General features: G+C 61.2%; 19 protein-coding genes and 1 pseudogene. 14 read left to right on the plus strand and 6 right to left on the minus strand.

Annotated elements, in window-relative coordinates:
• Positions 1-111 precede the first annotated feature (111 nt).
• Both GN300_RS22750 and rffA read left to right on the plus strand, forming a co-directional pair.
• On the plus strand, positions 112-1,098 hold the full coding sequence (locus GN300_RS22750) for a glycosyltransferase (RefSeq protein WP_003942691.1): 987 nt from the start codon (positions 112-114) through the stop codon (positions 1,096-1,098).
• Complete coding sequence (gene rffA, locus GN300_RS22755; RefSeq protein WP_003942806.1) at positions 1,088-2,230, plus strand: dTDP-4-amino-4,6-dideoxygalactose transaminase; 1,143 nt, start codon at positions 1,088-1,090, stop codon at positions 2,228-2,230. The genes GN300_RS22750 and rffA overlap by 11 nt, the downstream gene beginning before the upstream one ends.
• 26 nt (positions 2,231-2,256) lie before the next feature.
• Here the strand turns inward: rffA and GN300_RS22760 are convergent, their stop codons facing one another.
• A complete protein-coding gene (locus tag GN300_RS22760) occupies positions 2,257-3,243 on the minus strand; it encodes a serine hydrolase (protein WP_007729299.1) in 987 nt (328 codons plus the stop codon).
• Between the two features lie 75 nt (positions 3,244-3,318).
• On the opposite strand from GN300_RS22760, the gene GN300_RS22765 reads away from it, so the two are divergent.
• The 6 genes from GN300_RS22765 to GN300_RS22790 all read left to right on the plus strand — a co-directional run bounded on the left by GN300_RS22765 (position 3,319) and on the right by GN300_RS22790 (position 9,014).
• The gene (locus tag GN300_RS22765) at positions 3,319-5,658 is read left to right on the plus strand and encodes a Tex family protein (protein ID WP_047271289.1); all 2,340 of its coding nucleotides are present in this window, start codon (positions 3,319-3,321) and stop codon (positions 5,656-5,658) included.
• 104 nt (positions 5,659-5,762) lie between these two features.
• Positions 5,763-6,650 (plus strand): hypothetical protein, encoded by an 888-nt coding sequence (locus tag GN300_RS22770; protein WP_003942742.1) that lies wholly within the window; start codon positions 5,763-5,765, stop codon positions 6,648-6,650.
• Positions 6,651-6,739: 89 nt separating this feature from the next.
• Entirely contained in the window at positions 6,740-7,081 is a 342-nt protein-coding gene (gene rplS, locus GN300_RS22775; RefSeq protein ID WP_003942791.1) for a 50S ribosomal protein L19, read from the plus strand.
• 55 nt (positions 7,082-7,136) lie between these two features.
• A complete protein-coding gene (gene lepB, locus GN300_RS22780; RefSeq protein ID WP_172403453.1) occupies positions 7,137-7,940 on the plus strand; it encodes a signal peptidase I in 804 nt (267 codons plus the stop codon).
• 50 nt (positions 7,941-7,990) lie between these two features.
• Positions 7,991-8,671 carry a ribonuclease HII gene (locus GN300_RS22785; RefSeq protein WP_024487346.1) on the plus strand — a complete coding sequence of 227 codons (681 nt, stop codon included), beginning with the start codon at positions 7,991-7,993 and terminating at the stop codon, positions 8,669-8,671.
• A gap of 37 nt (positions 8,672-8,708) precedes the next feature.
• Positions 8,709-9,014, plus strand: a complete 306-nt coding sequence (locus tag GN300_RS22790) for a DUF2469 domain-containing protein (protein ID WP_003942715.1) — start codon at positions 8,709-8,711, stop codon at positions 9,012-9,014.
• Positions 9,015-9,104: 90 nt separating this feature from the next.
• Here GN300_RS22790 and GN300_RS22795 read toward each other — a convergent pair.
• The 3 genes and pseudogenes from GN300_RS22795 to GN300_RS22805 all read right to left on the minus strand — a co-directional run.
• Positions 9,105-10,280 (minus strand): annotated as a pseudogene (locus GN300_RS22795) (RtcB family protein); the annotation flags it as partial.
• A 97-nt stretch (positions 10,281-10,377) separates the two neighbouring features.
• Entirely contained in the window at positions 10,378-10,596 is a 219-nt protein-coding gene (locus GN300_RS22800) for a hypothetical protein (RefSeq protein ID WP_003942716.1), read from the minus strand.
• 81 nt (positions 10,597-10,677) lie between these two features.
• Positions 10,678-11,685: an iron-siderophore ABC transporter substrate-binding protein gene (locus GN300_RS22805; protein ID WP_207623858.1), complete on the minus strand. Its 1,008-nt coding sequence runs from the start codon at positions 11,683-11,685 to the stop codon at positions 10,678-10,680.
• Between the two features lie 144 nt (positions 11,686-11,829).
• Here GN300_RS22805 and GN300_RS22810 point away from each other — a divergent pair, with 144 nt between their 5' ends.
• Positions 11,830-12,636, plus strand: a complete 807-nt coding sequence (locus GN300_RS22810; protein WP_063316581.1) for an AraC family transcriptional regulator — start codon at positions 11,830-11,832, stop codon at positions 12,634-12,636.
• 115 nt (positions 12,637-12,751) lie between these two features.
• Here GN300_RS22810 and GN300_RS22815 read toward each other — a convergent pair whose 3' ends face one another.
• Positions 12,752-13,486, minus strand: a complete 735-nt coding sequence (locus GN300_RS22815; protein ID WP_030535439.1) for a hypothetical protein — start codon at positions 13,484-13,486, stop codon at positions 12,752-12,754.
• Between the two features lie 266 nt (positions 13,487-13,752).
• Here GN300_RS22815 and GN300_RS22820 point away from each other — a divergent pair, with 266 nt between their 5' ends.
• The 5 genes from GN300_RS22820 to GN300_RS22840 all read left to right on the plus strand — a co-directional run bounded on the left by GN300_RS22820 (position 13,753) and on the right by GN300_RS22840 (position 18,626).
• The gene (locus tag GN300_RS22820) at positions 13,753-14,109 is read left to right on the plus strand and encodes a YraN family protein (protein ID WP_063316738.1); all 357 of its coding nucleotides are present in this window, start codon (positions 13,753-13,755) and stop codon (positions 14,107-14,109) included.
• On the plus strand, positions 14,109-15,617 hold the full coding sequence (locus tag GN300_RS22825; RefSeq protein WP_063316580.1) for a YifB family Mg chelatase-like AAA ATPase: 1,509 nt from the start codon (positions 14,109-14,111) through the stop codon (positions 15,615-15,617). The genes GN300_RS22820 and GN300_RS22825 overlap by 1 nt, the downstream gene beginning before the upstream one ends.
• A complete protein-coding gene (gene dprA, locus GN300_RS22830; protein WP_063316579.1) occupies positions 15,614-16,741 on the plus strand; it encodes a DNA-processing protein DprA in 1,128 nt (375 codons plus the stop codon). The genes GN300_RS22825 and dprA overlap by 4 nt, the downstream gene beginning before the upstream one ends.
• 461 nt (positions 16,742-17,202) lie before the next feature.
• Entirely contained in the window at positions 17,203-17,562 is a 360-nt protein-coding gene (locus GN300_RS22835) for an Lsr2 family protein (protein ID WP_003942721.1), read from the plus strand.
• Between the two features lie 293 nt (positions 17,563-17,855).
• The gene (locus tag GN300_RS22840; RefSeq protein WP_063316578.1) at positions 17,856-18,626 is read left to right on the plus strand and encodes a siderophore-interacting protein; all 771 of its coding nucleotides are present in this window, start codon (positions 17,856-17,858) and stop codon (positions 18,624-18,626) included.
• Here GN300_RS22840 and GN300_RS22845 read toward each other — a convergent pair.
• Positions 18,623-19,795, minus strand: a complete 1,173-nt coding sequence (locus tag GN300_RS22845; RefSeq protein ID WP_007734871.1) for a multidrug effflux MFS transporter — start codon at positions 19,793-19,795, stop codon at positions 18,623-18,625. The genes GN300_RS22840 and GN300_RS22845 overlap by 4 nt on opposite strands.
• Positions 19,796-19,850: the final 55 nt, after the last annotated feature.

Genomic DNA, 19,850 nt, shown 5'->3' on the forward strand with positions numbered 1-19,850 from the left:
CGCCGGCATCCGAAGTCAAGACATCTCTGCGTGTTAAAGTTCGCGACGGTGTGGGCCCGATCGTGCCTGTCTCTCGGCGCCAGTCGAGCCCCCTGAAGGGAGTGGAAGCGAGTGCACTCGATTTCCGTCGTAGTGCCCGTTTATCAGGGCGAAAAGACGATCACGGCGCTCGTCGAGGAGTTGGACGGCCTGGGCACACCGAGTGCGACGCCCGGTGGTGCGCAGTTCTCCGTCGACGAGATCGTGCTGGTTCACGACAACGGCCCGGATCGCTCCGACGTCGTGTTACTCGAATTGGAGCGCCGTTTCGAGCAGGTGCGTGTCGTGTGGCTCAGCCGCAACTACGGCCAGGACGCGGCGACCATCGCCGGCATGGCCGCTGCAACTGGACAGTGGATCGTGACGATGGACGAGGACGGCCAGCACGACCCGGTGCACATCGGGGCTTTCCTCGACACCGCGCTGACGGAGCGATCCGATCTCGTGTATTCCAAACCCACGAACACACGCCCGCACGGATTCTTGCGGAACCTGACCTCGCGCGGCGCAAAGATCGTCTTGGCGACGGTATTCGCGTTCCCTGATTCGACGAGATTCGAAAGTTATCGCCTGATCCGCGGTGACATCGGCCGACAGTTGGCCGGCGTCGCGGCCAACGGCGTGTATCTGGACGTTGCGCTGACGTGGGTTGTCGGTAACACGGCCACGGCGCCGGTGACACTTCGAGCCGAAGGCCGCGAAGAATCCGGGTACAACTACCGCCGTTTGTTCTCGTTGTTCTGGAAGATGGTGTTGTGTAGCGGAACACGCGGTCTGCGGCTGGTCAGCCTGCTCGGAGTCACCCTGGCGTCGGCCGGCGTGATCATGGCCGCGGTGATCTTCATCGGGGCCATGACCGGCGACAACAATGATCCCGAAGGATGGGCGTCGATCATCATGGCGCTGCTGGTCTGTTCGGGTGCGATTCTGTTCTCGCTCGGGCTCATTGCCGAATATCTCGGTGTGGCACTGCACGTCCTTGTCGGAAAGCCGCTGTATCTGACTGTCGACTCCCCGCGGCCCGGAACCTCGATCGATCGGCGTAGTCGTGAGCACTGATCGCATCATCTTCTCCCGCCCCTATCGGGCATCGAACGAATTGTCGAATCTGGCAACGGTTCTGGAGTCCGACCACATTCACGGTGACGGACGTTTCACCAAGTCCGCGACTGCAGCGCTCAAGGCGATCACCGGATCCACGCATGCTCTGCTGACCACCTCGTGCACGCATGCACTCGAATTGGGTGCGCTGCTGCTCGAATTGGGCCCGGGCGACGAGGTAATAGTTCCGAGCTTCGCGTTCAGTTCGGCGGCGACCGCCGTCGCGTTGCGCGGGGCCACTGTTGTTTTCGTCGACATCGATCCGAGTACCGGCAACATCGACCCGGCGTGCGTCGCGGCGGCGATCACCGAACGCACCAAAGCTGTATTGGTCATGCATTACGGCGGAGTCGCCGCGGACATGGAACCTCTCCTCGACCTCGCGGAACTCCACGGCGTTGCGTTGATCGAAGACAACGCTCACGGACTCGGCGGAAAGTGGCGCGGGCGCTCGCTCGGCACCATCGGAACAATCGGAACGCAGAGTTTTCACGACACCAAGAACGTTCACTGCGGTGAGGGCGGCGCGCTGTTGCTCTCCGACGATCAGTTGATGACTCGCGCCGAAATCATCCGTGAGAAGGGGACCGACCGTGCGCGTTTCCTGCGCGGGCAGGTCGACAAGTATTCGTGGCAGGACATCGGGTCGAGTTATCTGCCCAGTGAACTCAATGCCGCCGTCCTCGACGCACAACTCTCCGAGTTCGACGCGATTCAGGCGGCCAGGCATCGCGTCTGGGATGCCTACAGCGTGAGTCTGGGCGAGTGGGCGGCCGCGAACGGTGTCGTGCCCATGGCGGTGCCCGATGATCGCGAGCACACTGCGCACCTGTTCTATCTCAAGATGCCGACCGAAGAGAGCCGTGACGGCTTGATTCGGCACCTTGCCGGTGACGGAATCGTGGCGCCGTTCCACTACGTTCCGCTCGATACGAGTGCGGCCGGTGTGCGCTACGGACGAACACCGCAGCCGTGCGTGCGTAGTGCCGAGTTCTCCGCGTCGATCCTTCGACTGCCGCTGTGGCCCATGCTCACGTTCGAACAACAGGACCGTGTCATCGGTTCGGTGCTCGAGTACAAGCAGGCTTGAGGACGAACACGACCGCGTGGATCGAATCAGGGCCCGGAAGCTTCGGGCATCGCCGAATCCGCGGTCGTGGATGCCGCTGCCCAGTCGTCGATGCTTCCGCTCGGGAAGAGAATCTGCGTGACGCCGGTGACCGTGTCGCGTGCGTGCAGTGCACTTTCGTCGTCGACGGCATCGGTGAACGAGGTGTCGGGATAGAAGCTGTCCTCATCCGTGTACTGGACGTCTTCTCGCGAACCGATCGCGATGATGTATCGGTTGTCGTCACCGACGATGCCGGTGGACAGATGGATCCACTTGTCCTCGACACAGCACATCCAGCCCTGTTTGACTCCTATGACGGGCTCGCCGAACAAGGCCTCGGGCAGGCCGAATCTCTGGTCGTAACCGTCGGTTCCTTCGGGAGTGGATTGCCGCAGGTACTCGACGAACTGCTCGACCCGTTCAGGTCCGAGTTGATCGGAGTCGTCGAGGACACCGCTGTAGAAGGTGACCAGGTCACGTGTCGTGGTCTCGGTGTTCCACCACATTCCGTCCCAGGGCGGCGTCGTCGCGGTCAGTGCGTAACGCTCGGCGACGCGGGTGATCACCTCTTGGCCGCCGACCTCGTCCCACAGGAGGTTGGCTGCGGTGTCGTCGGAGGATTCGAGCATCGCCGCCATGAGGGTGCGATCGTCGTCCGTGATGGGTCGCTCACCGCGCGCATCCTGATGAAGTAGATCCTCGGCGATGAAAAGTTTTGCCACCGAGGCTGTTTCGATCTGCTGGTCACCGGCGACGTCGAGGTACTTGTCCGAGGAGCGGTCGAGGATGGCGATGGAGACGTCCGCACCACGCCCGAGCGCAGCCACCTGAGCCTGTCCCAGACGGCCGTCGAGGGTCTCGGCTACCGGAACATTGGTGTCGGGAAAGGCGGGGGTCTGCATCGGATCATCCGGGTTCTGTCCACCGCTGCACGAAGCCGCAAAAGTAACTGCGGCCACCATTGCGGCAATCCGGACGTACCGCGTACTCATTTGTTTCCCCCGGTAGCCCTGACACGGCACTGTTGCCGATCTTCTTGTCTCAGGATAGCGGTAGGGTCGGATCTCGTGATTCTCAAGACCGTGAACCAGCGCATTGCCGAGGAACTCGACGTCCGCGAAGGCCAGGTTGCAGCAGCAGTCGACCTTCTCGACGGCGGAGCCACGGTGCCCTTCATCGCCCGGTACCGCAAGGAAGTCACCGGCACGCTCGACGACGCCCAGCTGCGACTCCTGGACGAGCGGCTGCGGTATCTCCGCGAGCTCGACGACCGTCGTGACGCCGTGCTCACGGAGATCGACTCTCAGGGCAAACTCGACGATCAACTGCGCGGTCAGATCATGCTGGCCGAGACGAAAGCGCGGCTGGAGGACATCTACCTCCCCTTCAAGCCGAAGCGGCGCACCAAGGCGCAGATCGCCCGCGAGGCCGGCCACGAGCCCGTCGCCGATGCTCTCATCGGAGATCCCACCACCGATCCCGCGAAGTATTCGGACGAGCAGCTCGACGGTGCCCGGTCGATCCTCGTCGAGCGCTTCGCCGAGGACGCCGATCTGGTCGGTGAATTGCGTGAGCTGATGTGGAATCGCGGCCAGGTCGTCTCCTCGGTCCGCAAGGGCAAGGAAACCGATGGCTCGAAGTTTGCTGACTACTTCGAGTTCTCGGAACCGTTCTCCAAATTGCCCTCGCACCGCATCCTCGCCGTCCTGCGCGGCGAGAAGGAAGAAGTGCTGTCGCTCAACATGGCGGCAGACACCGAAGAACTCGCGCCGGGGGAGCGCACGGTCTACGAAGGCCGCATCGCGTCGCGGTTCGAGATCGCCGACCGTGGTCGGGCCGCCGACGGGTGGCTTCTCGACACCGTCAAGTGGGCGTGGAAGACGAAGTTCGCCGTCACGCTCGGTATCGACACTCGGATGCGTCTGCGGCAGTCGGCCGAAAAGGACGCCGTCGACGTCTTCGCCACCAACCTCAAGGATCTACTCCTCGCAGCTCCCGCCGGCGCCCGACCCACCATGGGACTCGACCCCGGATTCCGCACCGGAACGAAGGTTGCCGTCGTCGATGGAACCGGCAAAGTTGTTGCCTACGAGACGATTTACCCGCACCAGCCGCAGAACAAGTGGGACGCGGCTCTCGCGACGCTTGCCCGACTGGTCGCCGAACACGGCGTCGAACTGATCGCCATCGGCAACGGCACGGCCTCACGCGAGACCGACACGCTCGCTACCGAACTGATCAAGAAGACCGGCGCGCCCAACCTGACCAAGATCGTCGTCTCCGAGGCAGGCGCATCGGTGTACTCGGCTTCGGCCTACGCGTCGCAGGAACTTCCCGACCTCGACGTCTCGATTCGCGGTGCGGTGTCCATTGCGCGTCGCCTGCAGGATCCGTTGGCGGAGTTGGTCAAGATCGATCCCAAGTCCATCGGCGTCGGTCAGTACCAGCACGACATCACCGAATCGCTGCTCTCGCGTTCCCTCGACGCCGTCGTCGAGGATGCCGTCAACTCGGTCGGCGTCGACGTCAACACCGCGTCCGTGCCGCTGCTTGCTCGGGTGTCCGGAATTGCAGGATCCCTTGCAGAGAGCATCGTCGCGCATCGGGACCAGAACGGTCCGTTCAAATCCCGCAAGGGTCTCAAGGATGTCTCCCGCCTGGGACCCAAGGCATTCGAGCAGTGCGCAGGCTTCCTGCGGATCACCGACGGCGACGACCCTCTCGACGCGTCGAGCGTCCACCCGGAGGCATATCCGGTGGTTCGCAAGATCGTTGCGAGTGCAGGCGGGGACGTGCGCACCGTGATCGGAAACTCGCAGGCACTTCGATCGGTCAAGGCGTCCGACTACGTCGACGAGCGATTCGGTCTACCGACCGTCACCGACATCATCTCCGAGTTGGAGAAGCCGGGACGAGATCCACGACCCGAATTCAAGACCGCAACCTTTGCCGCAGGTATCGAGAAGGTCGCGCATCTCAAGCCAGGCATGACTCTCGAAGGCGTGGTCACCAACGTCGCAGCCTTCGGTGCCTTCGTCGACATCGGAGTTCATCAGGACGGTCTGGTTCACGTCTCGGCGATGTCACACAACTTCGTCAAGGACCCACGCGAGGTCGTCAAGTCAGGTGACGTCGTCAAGGTGAAGGTCCTCGAAGTGGACGAGGCACGCCAACGCATCGGGCTGACGCTTCGTCTCGACGACGAGGTGGGAGCGCCCCGCAAGTCCGAAGGCCAGCGAGGTGGGCAACCTCAGCGGCAGGGCCAGCCGCAGGGCCAGCGTCAAGGGCAGGGTCAGCAACGAGGAAATGGCGGACGCCAGGGCGGACGCGAGCAGCGACCGGACAACCGCGCGCCTGCTGCCGGGTCGATGGCCGACGCTCTGCGCAAGGCGGGCTTCGGCAAGTAAATCCGTCCGCCGGGTTTTCGAAGTCCGTATCGTCACAATCGAGTCGGTTGGGGGTATGAATCCGATCAGGGTCGGATCATGAATTCGGTGAAGGGAGGACAGTGATGCGGGAGTGGCTCGAGCGCGAGATCATCGCCCATGGCCGATTGCCGTTGCTGTTCTTCCTGCTCGGGTTCCTGTCCGCCTTCCTTTTCATCCGCCTCAGCGTCCGGATGATTCGCGCGCAAGTGAAATGGTGGCCGGGCAACATCGCGCCCGGAGGCCAGCATGTGCATCACGTCGTGTTCGGTGTGATCGCCATGATGATCTCCGGTGGTGCGTTGATCGCGGTCTACGTCGATGGTTCGCAGACCACCGGTGCCGTCCTGGCGGCGATCTTCGGTATGGGTGCGGCGTTGGTGCTCGACGAGTTCGCACTGATCTTCTATCTGAAGGATGTGTACTGGTCCGAACAAGGTCGGACCTCGGTGGATGCGGTCTTCGTCGCGATCGCCGTGACCGGCCTGGTGCTGCTGGGTTTCCGCCCGCTCGAACTTCTCGACGTCGCCGGATTCCGTGAAGAACGCGATCCGTGGATCAAATTGGTCTTCGTTTTCGTCGCGTTGATCAACTTCGCCTTGGCAGCCATCGTGATTCTCAAGGGGAAGATCTGGACGGGGCTCGTCGGTCTGTTCGTTTTCCCGTTGCTGGTAATCGGAGCGGTCCGCCTGAGCCGGCCGGGTGCACCGTGGGCTCGCTGGCGGTACACGCGCAAGCCGAAACGGATGAACCGCGCGCTCGAACGCGAACGGAAATGGCGTCGGCCCGTCATCCGGGCCAAGATCTACGTCCAGGATCTGATAGCCGGATCGCCGAGCGTCGAACATGCGATGACCGCGGCCGAGCAGGAACTGGACCACACCATCCACGCAGCTCCGCCGCCACCGATTTCCCCGCTGGTATCCGCGTCTGGCACAATGGACGGGTTGCCTGGACCAGGCAGCAGCACTTGATCTGGGCACGAACCAGACGAGCGCCGTTTCGGGAGACCGAAACGCGTGCCGCTCGGTTCCTCTGCTCCTGCGAAATACAAGGATGACATATGAACACCCTGGACTTCCTGGACAAAAAGTCGCTCCGCGACGACATCCCCGAGTTCCGTCCCGGCGACACGCTCAACGTGAACGTCAAGGTTATCGAAGGCTCCAAGGAGCGCGTGCAGGTCTTCAAGGGCGTCGTTATTCGTCGCCAGGGCGGCGGCGTTCGCGAGACCTTCACCGTCCGTAAGGTCTCCTTCGGCGTCGGCGTCGAGCGCACCTTCCCGGTTCACAGCCCCACGCTGGCCTCCATCGAGGTTCTGACCCGCGGTGACGTCCGTCGCGCCAAGCTGTACTACCTCCGTGAGCTTCGTGGCAAGAAGGCGAAGATCAAGGAAAAGCGCTGATCTTTCCGATGAGCCCGGCACCGCGTACGCGCGGTGTCGGGCTAATCTGGTTTCTGTGGCAGATTCTTCGAAGGAGCAGGCATTGTCGTCCGGACCCGAGAATCACGAGGGATCAAGCGGTTCCGCGGAACCGACCTCACATCGGCCGCAGAAGAAACAGCGATCGTTTCTGCGAGAACTCCCTGTTCTGATCGGCGTAGCGCTGGTACTCAGCATCGTCCTTCAGGCATTTGTCTTCAGAGTTTTTCTCATCCCATCCGAGTCGATGGAACCGACACTGCACGGCTGTGCGGGATGTACCGGTGACCGCATCGTGGTGGAGAAGATCGGATACCGCTTCGGCGATCCGGAACCCGGCGACGTCGTCGTCTTCAAGGGACCCGATTCGTGGAACACGAAATATGTGTCCAATCGGTCCGACAACGTTGTCGTCCGCGGCATTCAAGAGGTCGGTTCGTGGGTCGGCCTCGTTCCGCCGGACGAGAACGACTTGGTCAAGCGAGTGATCGCTACCGGCGGCCAGACCGTCGAATGCTGCGACGAGCAGGGCCGAGTCCTGGTCGACGGCAAGCCGCTCGACGAGCCGTACATCAAGATGGATTTCCCGTTCACTCCGGGAACGCAAACGTGTGACACCGAATTGAAGTCGGGCCGCTGCTTCGGACCGATCACCGTTCCCGAGGGCCACGTGTGGGTCATGGGTGACAACCGCAGCAATTCCGCCGACTCGCGCTACCACGTCGACGACGAGTTCCAGGGAACCGTCCCGATCGACAACATCATCGGTCAAGCTCGTTTCATCGTTCTTCCCCCGTCGCGAATGGGCGGCATCGATGCGCCTGATATTCAGGGCAACTGAGTTGTCGGACCGCACACATGGATTCGCGTAGTTCCGAGTAGGCAGAGACAGTGAGTAGTTGGCCCCCTCGCGTTGTCATTCGCAGATCGGCAGGTCTGCGGACGATGGAGTCTGCGTTGGCGCGAACCGGACTCGGTCCGGTGGCCGGCGTCGACGAGGCCGGGCGCGGAGCGTGCGCTGGTCCACTTGTCATTGCAGCGTGTGTCCTGGCGCCGAAACCGCAAGCAGCCCTCGCGCGGCTCGACGATTCGAAGAAGCTGACCGAACGTGCGCGCGAGGAGCTTTTCCCGGCGATCAAGCGCTTGGCTTTGGCGTGGAGTGTCATCTCTGTTCCCGCTGCGGAAGTCGATCAGATCGGCATCCACGTCGCCAACATCGAGGGGATGCGACGAGCAGTTGCGGGCCTCGACCTCGAACCGGGCTACGTTCTCACCGACGGATTCCGGGTTCCGGGTCTGACGGCTCCGTCGCTACCGGTCATCGGCGGTGACGGCGCCGCTGCATGCATCGCCGCGGCGAGCGTTCTCGCGAAGGTGACCCGAGATCGTGTGATGACCGAGATGGACGACACTCATCCGGGATACGGCTTCGCGATTCACAAGGGATACAGCACGCCACTGCACATGGACGCACTCGACGAGCTGGGGCCGTGCCCTGAGCACCGCATGACCTATGCCAACGTGGTGGCTGCGGGAGTCCGGTTGGAACAACGCGCGGGCCGTACGGGATGATGGACGTTCAGACGAACTGGGAGGACTGGCTAAACCGATGAGTGCCGAGGATCTCGAGAAGTACGAAACCGAGATGGAGCTGTCGCTCTACCGTGAATACCGGGACATCGTCGGACAGTTCTCCTACGTCGTGGAGACCGAACGACGTTTCTACCTGGCCAACACGGTCGAGTTGCTGCCCCACAATTCAGACGGGGAGATCTACTTCGAGCTGCGGATGTCCGACGCCTGGGTGTGGGACATGTACCGCCCGGCGCGATTCGTGAAATACGTACGCGTCGTGACCTTCAAGGACGTCAACATCGAAGAGCTGGACAAGCCGGATCTGCGCCTTCCTGACTGATCTGCGCTTGCCGGACTGATCTCGACAACGAAGTGCCCCGCCGATATCGGCGGGGCACTTCGTATTTCGCGGAGTTGTGCGGGGTCGGTTGCCCTTGACGTTCACAATCTGACGCAGCGTGTGTCGAATCTCGACCAAGTCCTTCGCGTCGTCCATCACGACGTCGATGTCCTTGTACGCACCCGGGATCTCGTCGAGGAACGCCGCGGAACGCTTGTATTCGATGCCGACCATTGCCTTGTCGAGATCTTCGATGGTGAAGGTCTTGCGTGCCTGGTTACGTCCGTACACCCGACCCGCGCCGTGGGGGCTGGACTTGAACGACGGTACGTTTCCCTTCCCGACGACGACGTAACTCGCCGTCCCCATCGAACCGGGGATGAGCCCGGGCGTGCCCTCGTCTGCCTTGATCGCACCCTTACGGCTCAGCCACACACCCCTGCCCATGTGGAACTCCTTCTGGGTGAAGTTGTGGTGGCAGTTGATCCGCTCGACTTCGTCGATGATCGCGGGTTTGCCGTCTCCCATGAAGTGCGCGAAGTCCTTCACGACGCGGTCCATCATCTCTTCGCGGTTGAGCAGAGCGAAGTGCTGAGCCCAGTTGAGATCGGTGATGTACGAGTCGAATTCGGGCGTCTTCTCGACCAGGTAGGCAAGATCCGGATCGGGAAGGTTGATGTACCACCGCTCGCACAAGTCCTTGGCGATCTTGATGTGATGCTGCGCGAGCTTGTTTCCGATACCGCGGCTTCCCGAGTGCAGGAACAGCCAGACGCCGTCGCTCTCGTCGAGCGTCACCTCGATGAAGTGGTTACCAGAGCCCAGCGTTCCGAGCTGAAACCTCCAGTCGTTCTTGAACTTGTCGTAGAAGGACAGGCGATCGCCCGCCATCGCCTCGAGTTCTGCGATGCGGATTTTCGCCGTGTCGCTCAGCGTCTTGTTGTAGACACCTGCCGAGAGCGGGACGGAGCGTTCGATGCTGTGGCGAAGTACGGTCAGGTCGCGGCCTTGAAGGTCGCGTGCGCTGAACTGGGTTTTGACCGCGATCATTCCGCAGCCGATATCGACTCCGACGGCGGCGGGCATGATTGCGCCTTCCGTCGGAATGACCGAACCCACCGTCGCTCCCGCACCGAGGTGCGCATCCGGCATAAGCGCCAGATGTGGACGGACAAAAGGCATCTGGGACGTACGCAGCGCTTGCTCGCGAGTGTTCTCGTCGAGTATCGATGCCCAGTTCCACAGCCTCTTGGTGATCTTCTCCATCAGATTTCTCCCACATAGTTCACAGCCGAACCGATCGGTCCGGTGTGTCGTGCAGGAATGACCATGCGCTCGGTCAGTGGTTGTGTGCAACCCCTTTTCAGGTTCGCAGGCCGTCTGCGAGTTCGTAGATTCGTCCGACGTACTTCTCCTGGAAGGCTTTTCGGGCAGCATCTGCTTGTTGCCGTGCGCCCATCTGGGAGTAGAGGTACTCGAGATGAACCAAACTCTCGCCGATGTCGACGCGTCGCTGGTCGAGAACCGTCAGCTCGTCGACCAGTCGAGCCAGATCTAACGCGGTGTCCGGTACCTCGTCCATGGTGATCCTCGATGTCCGTGAGTGCTTCCTGACCCCGAGGCTAACACTCTTCGAACATATTTTCGATACCTGCCCTGTAGTTTACTTCGACAACGTGGCTGTCAGTTGGTCGATGGCATACGGAATGCTCAGGACGGTATTGCCGGACATCGCCGCGCCGACGGGTGGATCTGCGGTGTACCGCACGACCATCGCATTTCCGCTCTTCACGGCGGGTAGTCGCTGGTAGAGCGTGTTGCCGGCGAGGGCCTTCTCTCCCTCCGGGTCGGCCATCACGATCAAACGATCAACGGGTTCGAGGATGTCGTATCGCTCGTTCGGCATCCAGTCGCCGAACTGGTCGCCGACGAATGCGTCGACGGTCGCGGGGAGGGTGAACCCGAGTGACGAGAGGAAAATGCCGCGTGGATCGTGCGACGAGAACACGTAGCCCTCGGGAGTGTCGAGGTTGACGATCGTTGCGGTTTGCCCGGCAAACTCCGGGTGTGCAGCGCGGGCGGCGGCAAACGCGTTTTCGGTATCCGTGATCAGTTGCTGAGCTTGTGGTCCTTTGCCGAGGGCGCGCCCGGCGGTGAGCGTCATGTCGGTCCACGGCGTTGTGTACGCGTCGTAGTCCTTGCTCTGCGCGACAGTCGGCGCAATCGAGGTCAGCTTCTTGTAGGTTTCCGTGTCGATGTCGGCGTACAGCGCGAGGATCAGATCTGGTGCGAGGGAGGCGATTTGCTCGAAGTTGAAGTCTCCGCCGCTGTTGATGTAGGTCGGAGTTTTCCCCTTCCAGTAATTCTTCGTCCACGGCCAGCTTTCATCCATGCCGGACCCCCACCATTCGGCCATGCCTACGGGTTCGACTCCCAAGGCGAGCAGTGGTTCGTGATCGGTGTATCCGAGTGTCACTACCCGCTGCGGTTCGGCATCGATTGTCGTCGAACCCTGTGCGTGCTCGATCGTCACGGGGAATGCGTCGTTGCTCTGGGTCGCTGATGCGGTGTCGAAGCCTTGCGAGGTTCCACAGGCGGTCGAGAACCCGATGATCGCGGCCGTCGTGAATAAGGCGGCGAGGATTCGGGTGCTATGTGAGGGCACGTGCATGCTCCTTCGAAGTCGTGGGCGAAGTGATCTGAGGTCCGCGTGAAGTGCTGAGCTGGTCGCGTCAGCAATAAAGTGAGGCTAACCTTTGCAGGATCGTCGGTCCATCCTTCAGGATGGACTCGGATACGCCCAGAAAGACGCAAAATGTCCACTATCGAGTACTCGACTCGCCCAAAGTCCTTGCTAGCGCTGCCCGATAGTCGCGGACGGACATTCAAAGATTTTCAGGTCTACACCAACGTCGTCGAGGGCGTGACCGCGTACGGGGCTCACCGCCACCCGGAGCATCAGATCGCCTGGATGAGTGAAGGGACGATGCAGATTGCTGCCGGGGGCAACGTGTGGCACCTGCACAGCGAGCACTTGGTCTGGTTGCCGGGCACCGTTCTCCACGACATGACGCTTCTGTCGGCGGGATGCATGATCGCGGCCTATGCGCGTCCGGATCTACGCCCTGGCGGGCCCAGGTGGACTCAGCCACTTGTTCTCGAAGTCGATGCTTTATCCGCTCAATTGCTGCGCCATCTCGCAGATCGGACCATCGACGATGCTCGGCGGTTGATGAGTCAGGAGTTGCTCTACGACATTCTTGCTGCCGCGCCCGAACGGCACGACGTCCTCGCGGTTCCTCGCAATGCTGCGGCGAGTTCGGTTTCTGCCCGCATCCTTGCCGATCCGGCAGACTCGCGAACATTTGGGGAGTGGGCGGGTGAACTCGGGGTCAGTTCCAAGACTTTGATGCGTGCCTTTGTCGCCGATACCGGGATTACCTTCGGACAGTGGAGGACTCGCGCCCGAATGTATGCGTCGCTCGAGATGCTCGCGCGGGGTGAGGGTGTCAACGACGTTGCCCCGCAGGTGGGTTACCGAACCAGTAGCGGGTTCATCGCCGCATTTCGGGAAACCTTCGGTACGACGCCGGCCCGGTACGGCGGAAAGCTGACGCGGTGATTTGCTGATGATTTCTTGAACTCGGTTGACGGCAAAGCTTTGTTCGGCAACGTAGAAATGGGCCGAGTTGCCAGCATGTGCTGTTGGCTCGGCCCATTTACTAATCTGAACTGAGTCAGCTCATGTTGCCGAGCACATTGCCCAGGACGCCGCTGATGACATTGGTCATCGACCCCTGCGGGTCGGTCAGGGAGCCGAATACCTGGCCCGATCCGGAGTTGAGCGAGCCGAAGCCCATGTCTTCGAGGCTTCCGGCGCCGGCCTCGACGGGGTTCGGCTGCCGGATGGTGACACACACGCCCATCGGATTGATGTCCCAGTCGCCCGCCGCCAGCACAATGTTGGTGCCGGCGCCGCTGTCGAGCTGAGAGCCGACAACTGCGTTATCGGGAACCTTGTAGGTGGTCTCCAATGCGATGATGCCGCCACCAGCAGTGGTCCATCCGCCGCCCTTTGCCACCACGGAGTTGTTGCCGACGACGACGGTCTTGGTGACGTCGTCCCACTTCTGGTCGCCGATAAGCCATTTGACGTTCAGGCGAGCCTTGACCAGCTGGAATCCTGCCGGGTGGAAATCGCGGATCTGATTGACGAGTGCTCCCGAACCGGAAACCTTTGTCAGGTAGGTGACCGTCTGTCCCGGGGCGACCTTGCCGTCGCCGACAACCTCCTTGCTGACGGTGTACGGCGTCCCGAGGGAACCGGCCCAACTGTCGGTGACCGACTGGTTGAGCGCGCATGCCGGTGCTGCTTGCGCCACCGAGGCTCCAAGTCCAACAGTGACGCCGGCGGCGATGAGAACGAGGGATGTAGTGGTTGCTACTGCGTGGCGAAGTGAGCGGCGGGCCATGTAGAACTCCATTCAGCGGGGTGCGTGACGGTTTGAGCAAAACTGTAACTAGTTCTACTGGACTTTCGTCCAAGATGTGGCTGATTTCAGAAAATTGTCAGGTTTCGGGTCGCCGTTGGTGTGTCGCGCTGCCGAATTCCACAGGTTCCGAGTTGTGAACAGGTTGTTTTCGGATGGCTTGGTTTTGTGGTGGTGGGTCGAGGGTGGTGGTTGGGACGCGCTTCGTATGGGGCGGGCGCGCGGTCGTGTGAGTGGTGGGGGCTGCGATGGCGAGGAATATGGCGTTGGGGGCTCGGGGCGAGGATGTGGCTGTCGAGTTCCTGATCGATGCGGGTTTGGAGATTGTCGAACGCAATTGGCGTTGTCGGTACGGCGAGTTGGATGTGATTGCGACGTCCGGTGATCGAATTGTGTTCGTGGAGGTGAAGACTCGGTCGGGTGTCGGGTACGGGAGTCCGGCGGAGTCGGTGACGTTCGCGAAGCAGCGTCGGATTCGGGTGTTGGCGATGCAGTGGCTCACTGATTCGGGTCGGTCGTGGTCGAGGGTGCGTTTTGATGTGGTGGCTGTGTTGATCGGTCGCGACGGTGTGCCTTCGGTCGAGCATTTTGTGGATGCGTTCTGATGGCGTTGGGGCGGGCGCATTCTGTTGCGGTCAGTGGTGTGGACGGGCAGATCGTGGAGATCGAGGCGGATATCGGGCGCGGGTTGCCTGCGGTGCATTTGGTGGGGCTGCCTGATACGGCGTTGCACGAGTCGCGTGATCGGATTCGGGCCGCGGTGACCAATTCTGGTGAGGAGTGGCCGGACAGCAAGGTGATTTTGGCGTTGTCGCCGGCGACGTTGCCGAAGGTGGGCAGTGTTTACGATTTGGCGTTGTCGTTGTCTGTTCTCGATGCGGCGAAGAAGTTGCCGCGGAAGTTGTTGCGGGAGACTGTGTTTTTGGGGGAGTTGGCACTCGACGGTCGTTTGCGGACGGTGCGCGGTGTGTTGCCTGCGGTGCTTGCGGCGAAGCGGGCGGGATGGGGGACTGTGGTGGTTCCAGCTCGGGCGTTGGCAGAGGCGGGCCTGGTCAAGGGGATCGAGGTGCTGGGTGCCGATGATTTGTCTGCGGTGATCGGGTGGTTGCGTGGTGAGTTGGCGCTGGCTGTTCCCGATGTCTTCGAGCGCGCTGATGTGGTGACGGCGCGGGATCTGAGTGAGGTTGTCGGGCAGACGGATGCTCGGTGGGCGATAGAGGTTGCTGCGGCGGGTGCGCATCATTTGATGTTGACGGGTCCGCCGGGGATCGGGAAAACGATGTTGGCGCAGAGGCTTCCGGGGATTCTTCCACCGTTGACGGAGGGGGAGTCGTTGGAGGTGACGGCGATTCATTCGGTGGCGGGGGTGTTGCCGGAGGATCGGCCGTTGATCGATATGCCGCCTTTCATTGCGCCGCATCACAGTTCGTCGGTCAGTTCGCTGGTGGGTGGTGGTAGTGGGATGGCTCGTCCTGGTGCGGTCAGCCGCGCCCATCGCGGCGTGCTGTTTCTCGACGAATGTGCCGAGATCGGGGTGAAGGTGCTCGAAGCGCTACGCACGCCACTCGAAGACGGGGAAGTGCGAATCGCCCGGCGGGACGGAGTGGCGCGTTATCCGGCGCGATTCCAGCTCATCCTGGCCGCGAATCCGTGCCCGTGCGCGCCGCCCCGAGACGCGGATTGCGTCTGTGCGCCCGCGGCACGTCGCCGATACCTGGGTAAATTGTCCGGCCCGTTGTTGGACCGGGTCGACATTAGAGTCCGGATGCAGGCGGTTGCAACCGGAGCGCTGATCGACGAAGTGGGGGAAAGCACCAGCGATGTTCGTGCGCGCGTGGCGGCAGCTCGAGACACTGCGGCCCAGCGGTGGAGTGAGTACGGGTGGCGGACCAACGCGGAGGTACCAGGGCCGGCGTTGAGACAGAAGTTCAGACTCTCGCGTGCGGCGCTGGCGCCGGTGGAACGGGCGCTACGTAAAGGGGTGATCACAGCTCGAGGGGCGGACCGAGCGTTGCGGGTTGCCTGGAGTGTCGCCGATCTGGCAGGTGAGGCGATGCCCGGACCAGATCAAGTTGTCACCGCACTCGACTTCCGCGACAGGGGATTCCAATGACTGCACACGACCCACGACTACTTGCCTGGGCATATCTGTCCCGCGTCGTGCAAGGGCCCAGCGCGTATATGTCCATGTTGATCGACGAGCTCGGGGTCGAAGAAACTGCGAGGGCGGTTCGCAACGGCGATCTGCCACCCGCGATCGAGGAGAAGACGCGAGCCCGCGCTCACATCGACACAGCCCAACGAGACCTCGACCTGATGGAGGCGATGGGTGGCAGACTCGTAACACCGAACTGCGCCGATTGGCCGGCGTGGCGAATGCTTTCCTTTGACGGACTCGATCCCTCCGGGGGTGAGACGGCACCATTTGTGTTGTGGGTGTTGGGGTCCGGGGATTTGGTTGATCTGACCGAGAGATCGGTTGGAATTGTGGGCACGCGGGCATCTACTGCGTACGGCGAACACGTGACGGCAGAGATTGCCGGTGACCTGGCTGTCGACGGGTGGACCGTGATTTCCGGGGCGGCCTTCGGTATCGACGGGGCCGCGCACCGCGCTGCATTGGGCGTAGGTGGAACCACACTGGCTGTCTTGGCCTGTGGGGTCGATCGAGCGTATCCGTCAGGGCATGCGCGACTACTCAAACAGATAGCGAGTTCGGGTGCAGTGATAAGTGAATATCCACCGGGCACAACACCTGCAAAGTTCCGGTTTCTGGCAAGGAATCGACTGGTAGCTGCGTTGTCGGACGGAGTAGTGGTGGTCGAGGCGGGTTGGCGCAGTGGTGCACGCAATACCGCCAATTGGGCTCGGAAGTTAGGCCGTCCCGTGATGGCGGTGCCCGGACCGGTTACCTCGGCATCGTCGACCGGATGCCACCGGATGATCCGAGAAGGTGAAGCGCAACTCGTTTCCAATGCCGTGGATGTAGTCGAAGCGTCAGGCCCATTTGGTGTCGGGGATTCCGCGGAGGATGCGGCCGCGACGCGTGACATCGACGCATTGCGAGGCAATTCTCGATTGGTATACGAAGCATTGCCGGGAACGGGGTCTCGCAGTACGCGTGAGTTGTCCGAGGAATCGGGATTGCTCATAGCTCAGGTTCGTGCCACTCTTCCTCTGCTCGAACTGGAGGGATTTGCAAGTTCTGATTCGAGTGGATGGTTTCGGACGCGGTAGTACGTGAACTACTTCTGCGCCCGTCAGACCATGCGTGGCGATGCTCACTAATCGTTTGCGAAGACCGTGAATCGTCAATACCCGCAGCGCATCGGAAATGGCACGTCAGGGCTATTTTTCACGAATTTGCTCGACTGTGTGCAATGTAATTCTCGATGCGTTTCGCCGACCCGACCTGCAAGTTCGACGGGTCTCAGGAAAGCCTCAGGTCAATGTGCATGGAAGTCCGATTAGTCTGGATCACGATGACGGCGGGCATTGATTGACACCCGGCATCCGAGGGATGAATGTGCAGAATTTTCAGGGTCGTGTTCGGTCGAGGCAATGCCGCTAACCCGCTGCTAATTCGGACCATTGAGTCTGTTCGGAAACGGTGAAGGCTTTCGAACTTCTTTTGTTCATCAACGCTCTATCTGTGTATTGTGAAGGAGAATTGAATCGATCATTGAAAGAGGAGTGCAATGGCTGAGAAGCTGATTCGGCAACTCATCGACGACCTTGATGGTAAGCCGATTGACGATGGATTCGGTGATCGAATTGAGTTCTCTTACCAGGGAACGGATTACGTGATCGATCTGCGCGCCACCAATGCAGAGAAGTTCGACGCTGCGGTGAAGCCGTTCGTCGAGGCTGCTGCGAAGGTGAGCGGGAAGCGCGGCAAGAAGGCTCAGGCTGCATCTCCGCAGGCCACATCAGGTTCCGGACGCTCCAAGGAGACGCTCCAGGCCATCCGTGACTGGGCAGGTAAGAACGGTTACGAAGTTGCTCCGCGTGGGCGTATCAAAGCGGAAATCATCGACGCTTTCGACGCTGCACACTAGATTGAATTAAATACACCTCTGGCTCTCGGCGAACTCGCCGGGAGCCAGAGGTGTATTTTACTGTTGCTTTGCCGAGTTCTCGGACAGCTTTGTCCGACAGGTCGTCCGTGTGAAGCAGATCAAATAATTCGTCTAAACAGCACCGAATTTACCCAGCAGATTGGTCGGTTTCTTTCGCTCTGTACAAAGGTCGACAGAGCGCTGTGTGGAGTCGCCGGCGAGGTATTTCGCCCTCGTGCTGCAATTGTCGTGTACATTAGTTAGGTAACACTAACTTTCGGAAGGATCTTTCTGTGGCCAAGCCGACAACTGCATTGACGGTTCTGCGGACCGAACAATTGACCCCCCATATGGTACGAGTGTTTCTCGGGGGACCAGGCTTCGAGTCGTTCACTCCCAGCGAATACAGCGATTCCTATGTAAAGATCGAATTCGGCACTCCTGATCAGCCGACACTGCGCACCTACACGATTCGTTCGTACGATCTTGATGCCAAAGAGATTGCAATCGATTTTGTCGTCCACGGCGACATGGGTGTCGCAGGTCCGTGGGCCGCGTCAGTTCAGCCGGGCGCTGAGATTACTCTGCGGGGACCTGGTGGCGCGTTTTTGCCGTCACCAACCGCTGATTGGTATCTCTTCGTCGGAGACGAGACCGCAATACCCGCTATTTCCGCGTCGATAGCGCGATTGGCGCCGAATGCGGTCGGCTACGCCGTTGTCGAAGTCGGGGGACCGGAAGACGAAATCGCGCTCGATGCCCCAGAAGGTATTGCCGTGACCTGGCTACATCGCGGGGCATCGTCCGATGCGGTCGGCGAAGAATTAGCGGGCGACAACGCTCCGGTTGTCGCCGAGGTCAAGGCACTCGAATGGTTGCCGGGCGAACCGCACGTGTTCATTCACGGTGAAGCACAAGCCGTCATGCACAACCTCCGACCGTACATTCGCAAGGAACGAAATGTCCCGGCGTCGGCTGCTTCTATTTCCGGCTATTGGCGTCGTGGTCGCACCGAAGAGGGCTTCCGGGTCTGGAAGTCCGAACTCGCCGCGGCCGAAAACTAACTCGCGGCGGCCGTGCCGCGAGTCAGCAACACGAGCGCAACGGCCGCGAGAACTCCGAAGGTGGGAATTGCGATTGCCATCGGAACTGCCGTGTCTTCTCCCGCAATTCCCACCAACGGCGAAACCAGCGCCGCCAAGCCGAACTGGCCCGCTCCCATCAGCGCTGAACCGGTCCCGGCCGCGTTGGTGACCTCTCCTTGGGCGAGAGCGGTCGCATTGCCCATGATGAACCCGATGCTCGAAATTGCCACGAACAGTGGGACCAAGATCAACCAGGTATTCGTGGAACTGAAAACCACGCTGGTGCAGAACAATACGGCGCCGCCCATGAGGAGTAGGCACACCCCGAAACGCAGCAGCGTGCGTGCTCCGACGCGACCGAGCAGGCGAGTGGTGATCATCGCTGCCGTGACCATTCCGGTGGCGTTCACTGCGAACGCGATCGAGAATTGTGACGGACTCAGCCCGAGAACGTTCTGAACGACGAACGGTGACGCGGAGATGTACGCGAACAAGGCGCCGAATCCGAAGACGAATGCGAGCGCATATCCGAGGTAGTGCCGATTGCGGACCACGTATCGCAGATTCGAGATCAGGGCCTTCAATCCGCCGCCGTGGCGTCGCTCGGGCGGAAGTGTCTCGGGAACGAGCAAAACGACACCAGCCACCATTACAGCGCCCGCGACCGCCAGGACCCAGAAGATCCCGCGCCACCCGACGGGGCCGAGAAGTGCGCCGCCGATCAGTGGCGCGACCACGGGAGCGATACCGCCGATGATCATCATGATGCTGAAGAGCTTCGCTGCGTCGTCGCCGCGCGCTCGGTCGGCAATACAAGCGCGGGCAAGAACGATGGCAGCGCCTCCACTCAAGCCCTGGACGAGTCGTGCACCGATGAGAAACTCGATGTTCGGCGCCACCGCGCATGCCGCGCCGCTCAGTGCCGTGATGATTGTCGCGGCCAGCAGTATTCGTCGCCTGCCAAGTCCGTCGGAGATCGGACCGATGATCAGCTGGCCGATTCCGAGGCCTGCCATGAAGGTGGTCAGCGTGAGCTGAACGCTGGCCGCAGTAGTGTCGAGTGCATCCGCCATCAACGGTAGGCCGGGCAGGTACATATCGATGGACAGTGGAGCGATTGCGGAAATCAGTGCCAGTACGCACAACATCTTCACAGGAATTGCTCGATTCACCGATCAACCCTATCGGCGAGGGAGCTTGCAG

This window comes from Rhodococcus sp. Ni2 (assembly GCF_021352185.1).
Lineage (GTDB): Bacteria > Actinomycetota > Actinomycetes > Mycobacteriales > Mycobacteriaceae > Rhodococcus_F > Rhodococcus_F qingshengii.

Excerpts from the sequence above, each read along its gene's own strand:
- GN300_RS22760 (WP_007729299.1), bottom strand. The coding sequence starts at position 3,243 with ATGAGTACGCGGTACGTCCGGATTGCCGCAATGGTGGCCGCAGTTACT.
- GN300_RS22770 (WP_003942742.1), top strand. The coding sequence starts at position 5,763 with ATGCGGGAGTGGCTCGAGCGCGAGATCATCGCCCATGGCCGATTGCCG.
- rplS (WP_003942791.1), top strand. The coding sequence starts at position 6,740 with ATGAACACCCTGGACTTCCTGGACAAAAAGTCGCTCCGCGACGACATC.
- GN300_RS22790 (WP_003942715.1), top strand. The coding sequence starts at position 8,709 with ATGAGTGCCGAGGATCTCGAGAAGTACGAAACCGAGATGGAGCTGTCG.
- GN300_RS22800 (WP_003942716.1), bottom strand. The coding sequence starts at position 10,596 with ATGGACGAGGTACCGGACACCGCGTTAGATCTGGCTCGACTGGTCGAC.
- GN300_RS22805 (WP_207623858.1), bottom strand. The coding sequence starts at position 11,685 with ATGCACGTGCCCTCACATAGCACCCGAATCCTCGCCGCCTTATTCACG.
- GN300_RS22810 (WP_063316581.1), top strand. The coding sequence starts at position 11,830 with ATGTCCACTATCGAGTACTCGACTCGCCCAAAGTCCTTGCTAGCGCTG.
- GN300_RS22815 (WP_030535439.1), bottom strand. The coding sequence starts at position 13,486 with ATGGCCCGCCGCTCACTTCGCCACGCAGTAGCAACCACTACATCCCTC.
- GN300_RS22820 (WP_063316738.1), top strand. The coding sequence starts at position 13,753 with ATGGCGAGGAATATGGCGTTGGGGGCTCGGGGCGAGGATGTGGCTGTC.
- GN300_RS22825 (WP_063316580.1), top strand. The coding sequence starts at position 14,109 with ATGGCGTTGGGGCGGGCGCATTCTGTTGCGGTCAGTGGTGTGGACGGG.
- dprA (WP_063316579.1), top strand. The coding sequence starts at position 15,614 with ATGACTGCACACGACCCACGACTACTTGCCTGGGCATATCTGTCCCGC.
- GN300_RS22835 (WP_003942721.1), top strand. The coding sequence starts at position 17,203 with ATGGCTGAGAAGCTGATTCGGCAACTCATCGACGACCTTGATGGTAAG.
- GN300_RS22845 (WP_007734871.1), bottom strand. The coding sequence starts at position 19,795 with ATGTTGTGCGTACTGGCACTGATTTCCGCAATCGCTCCACTGTCCATC.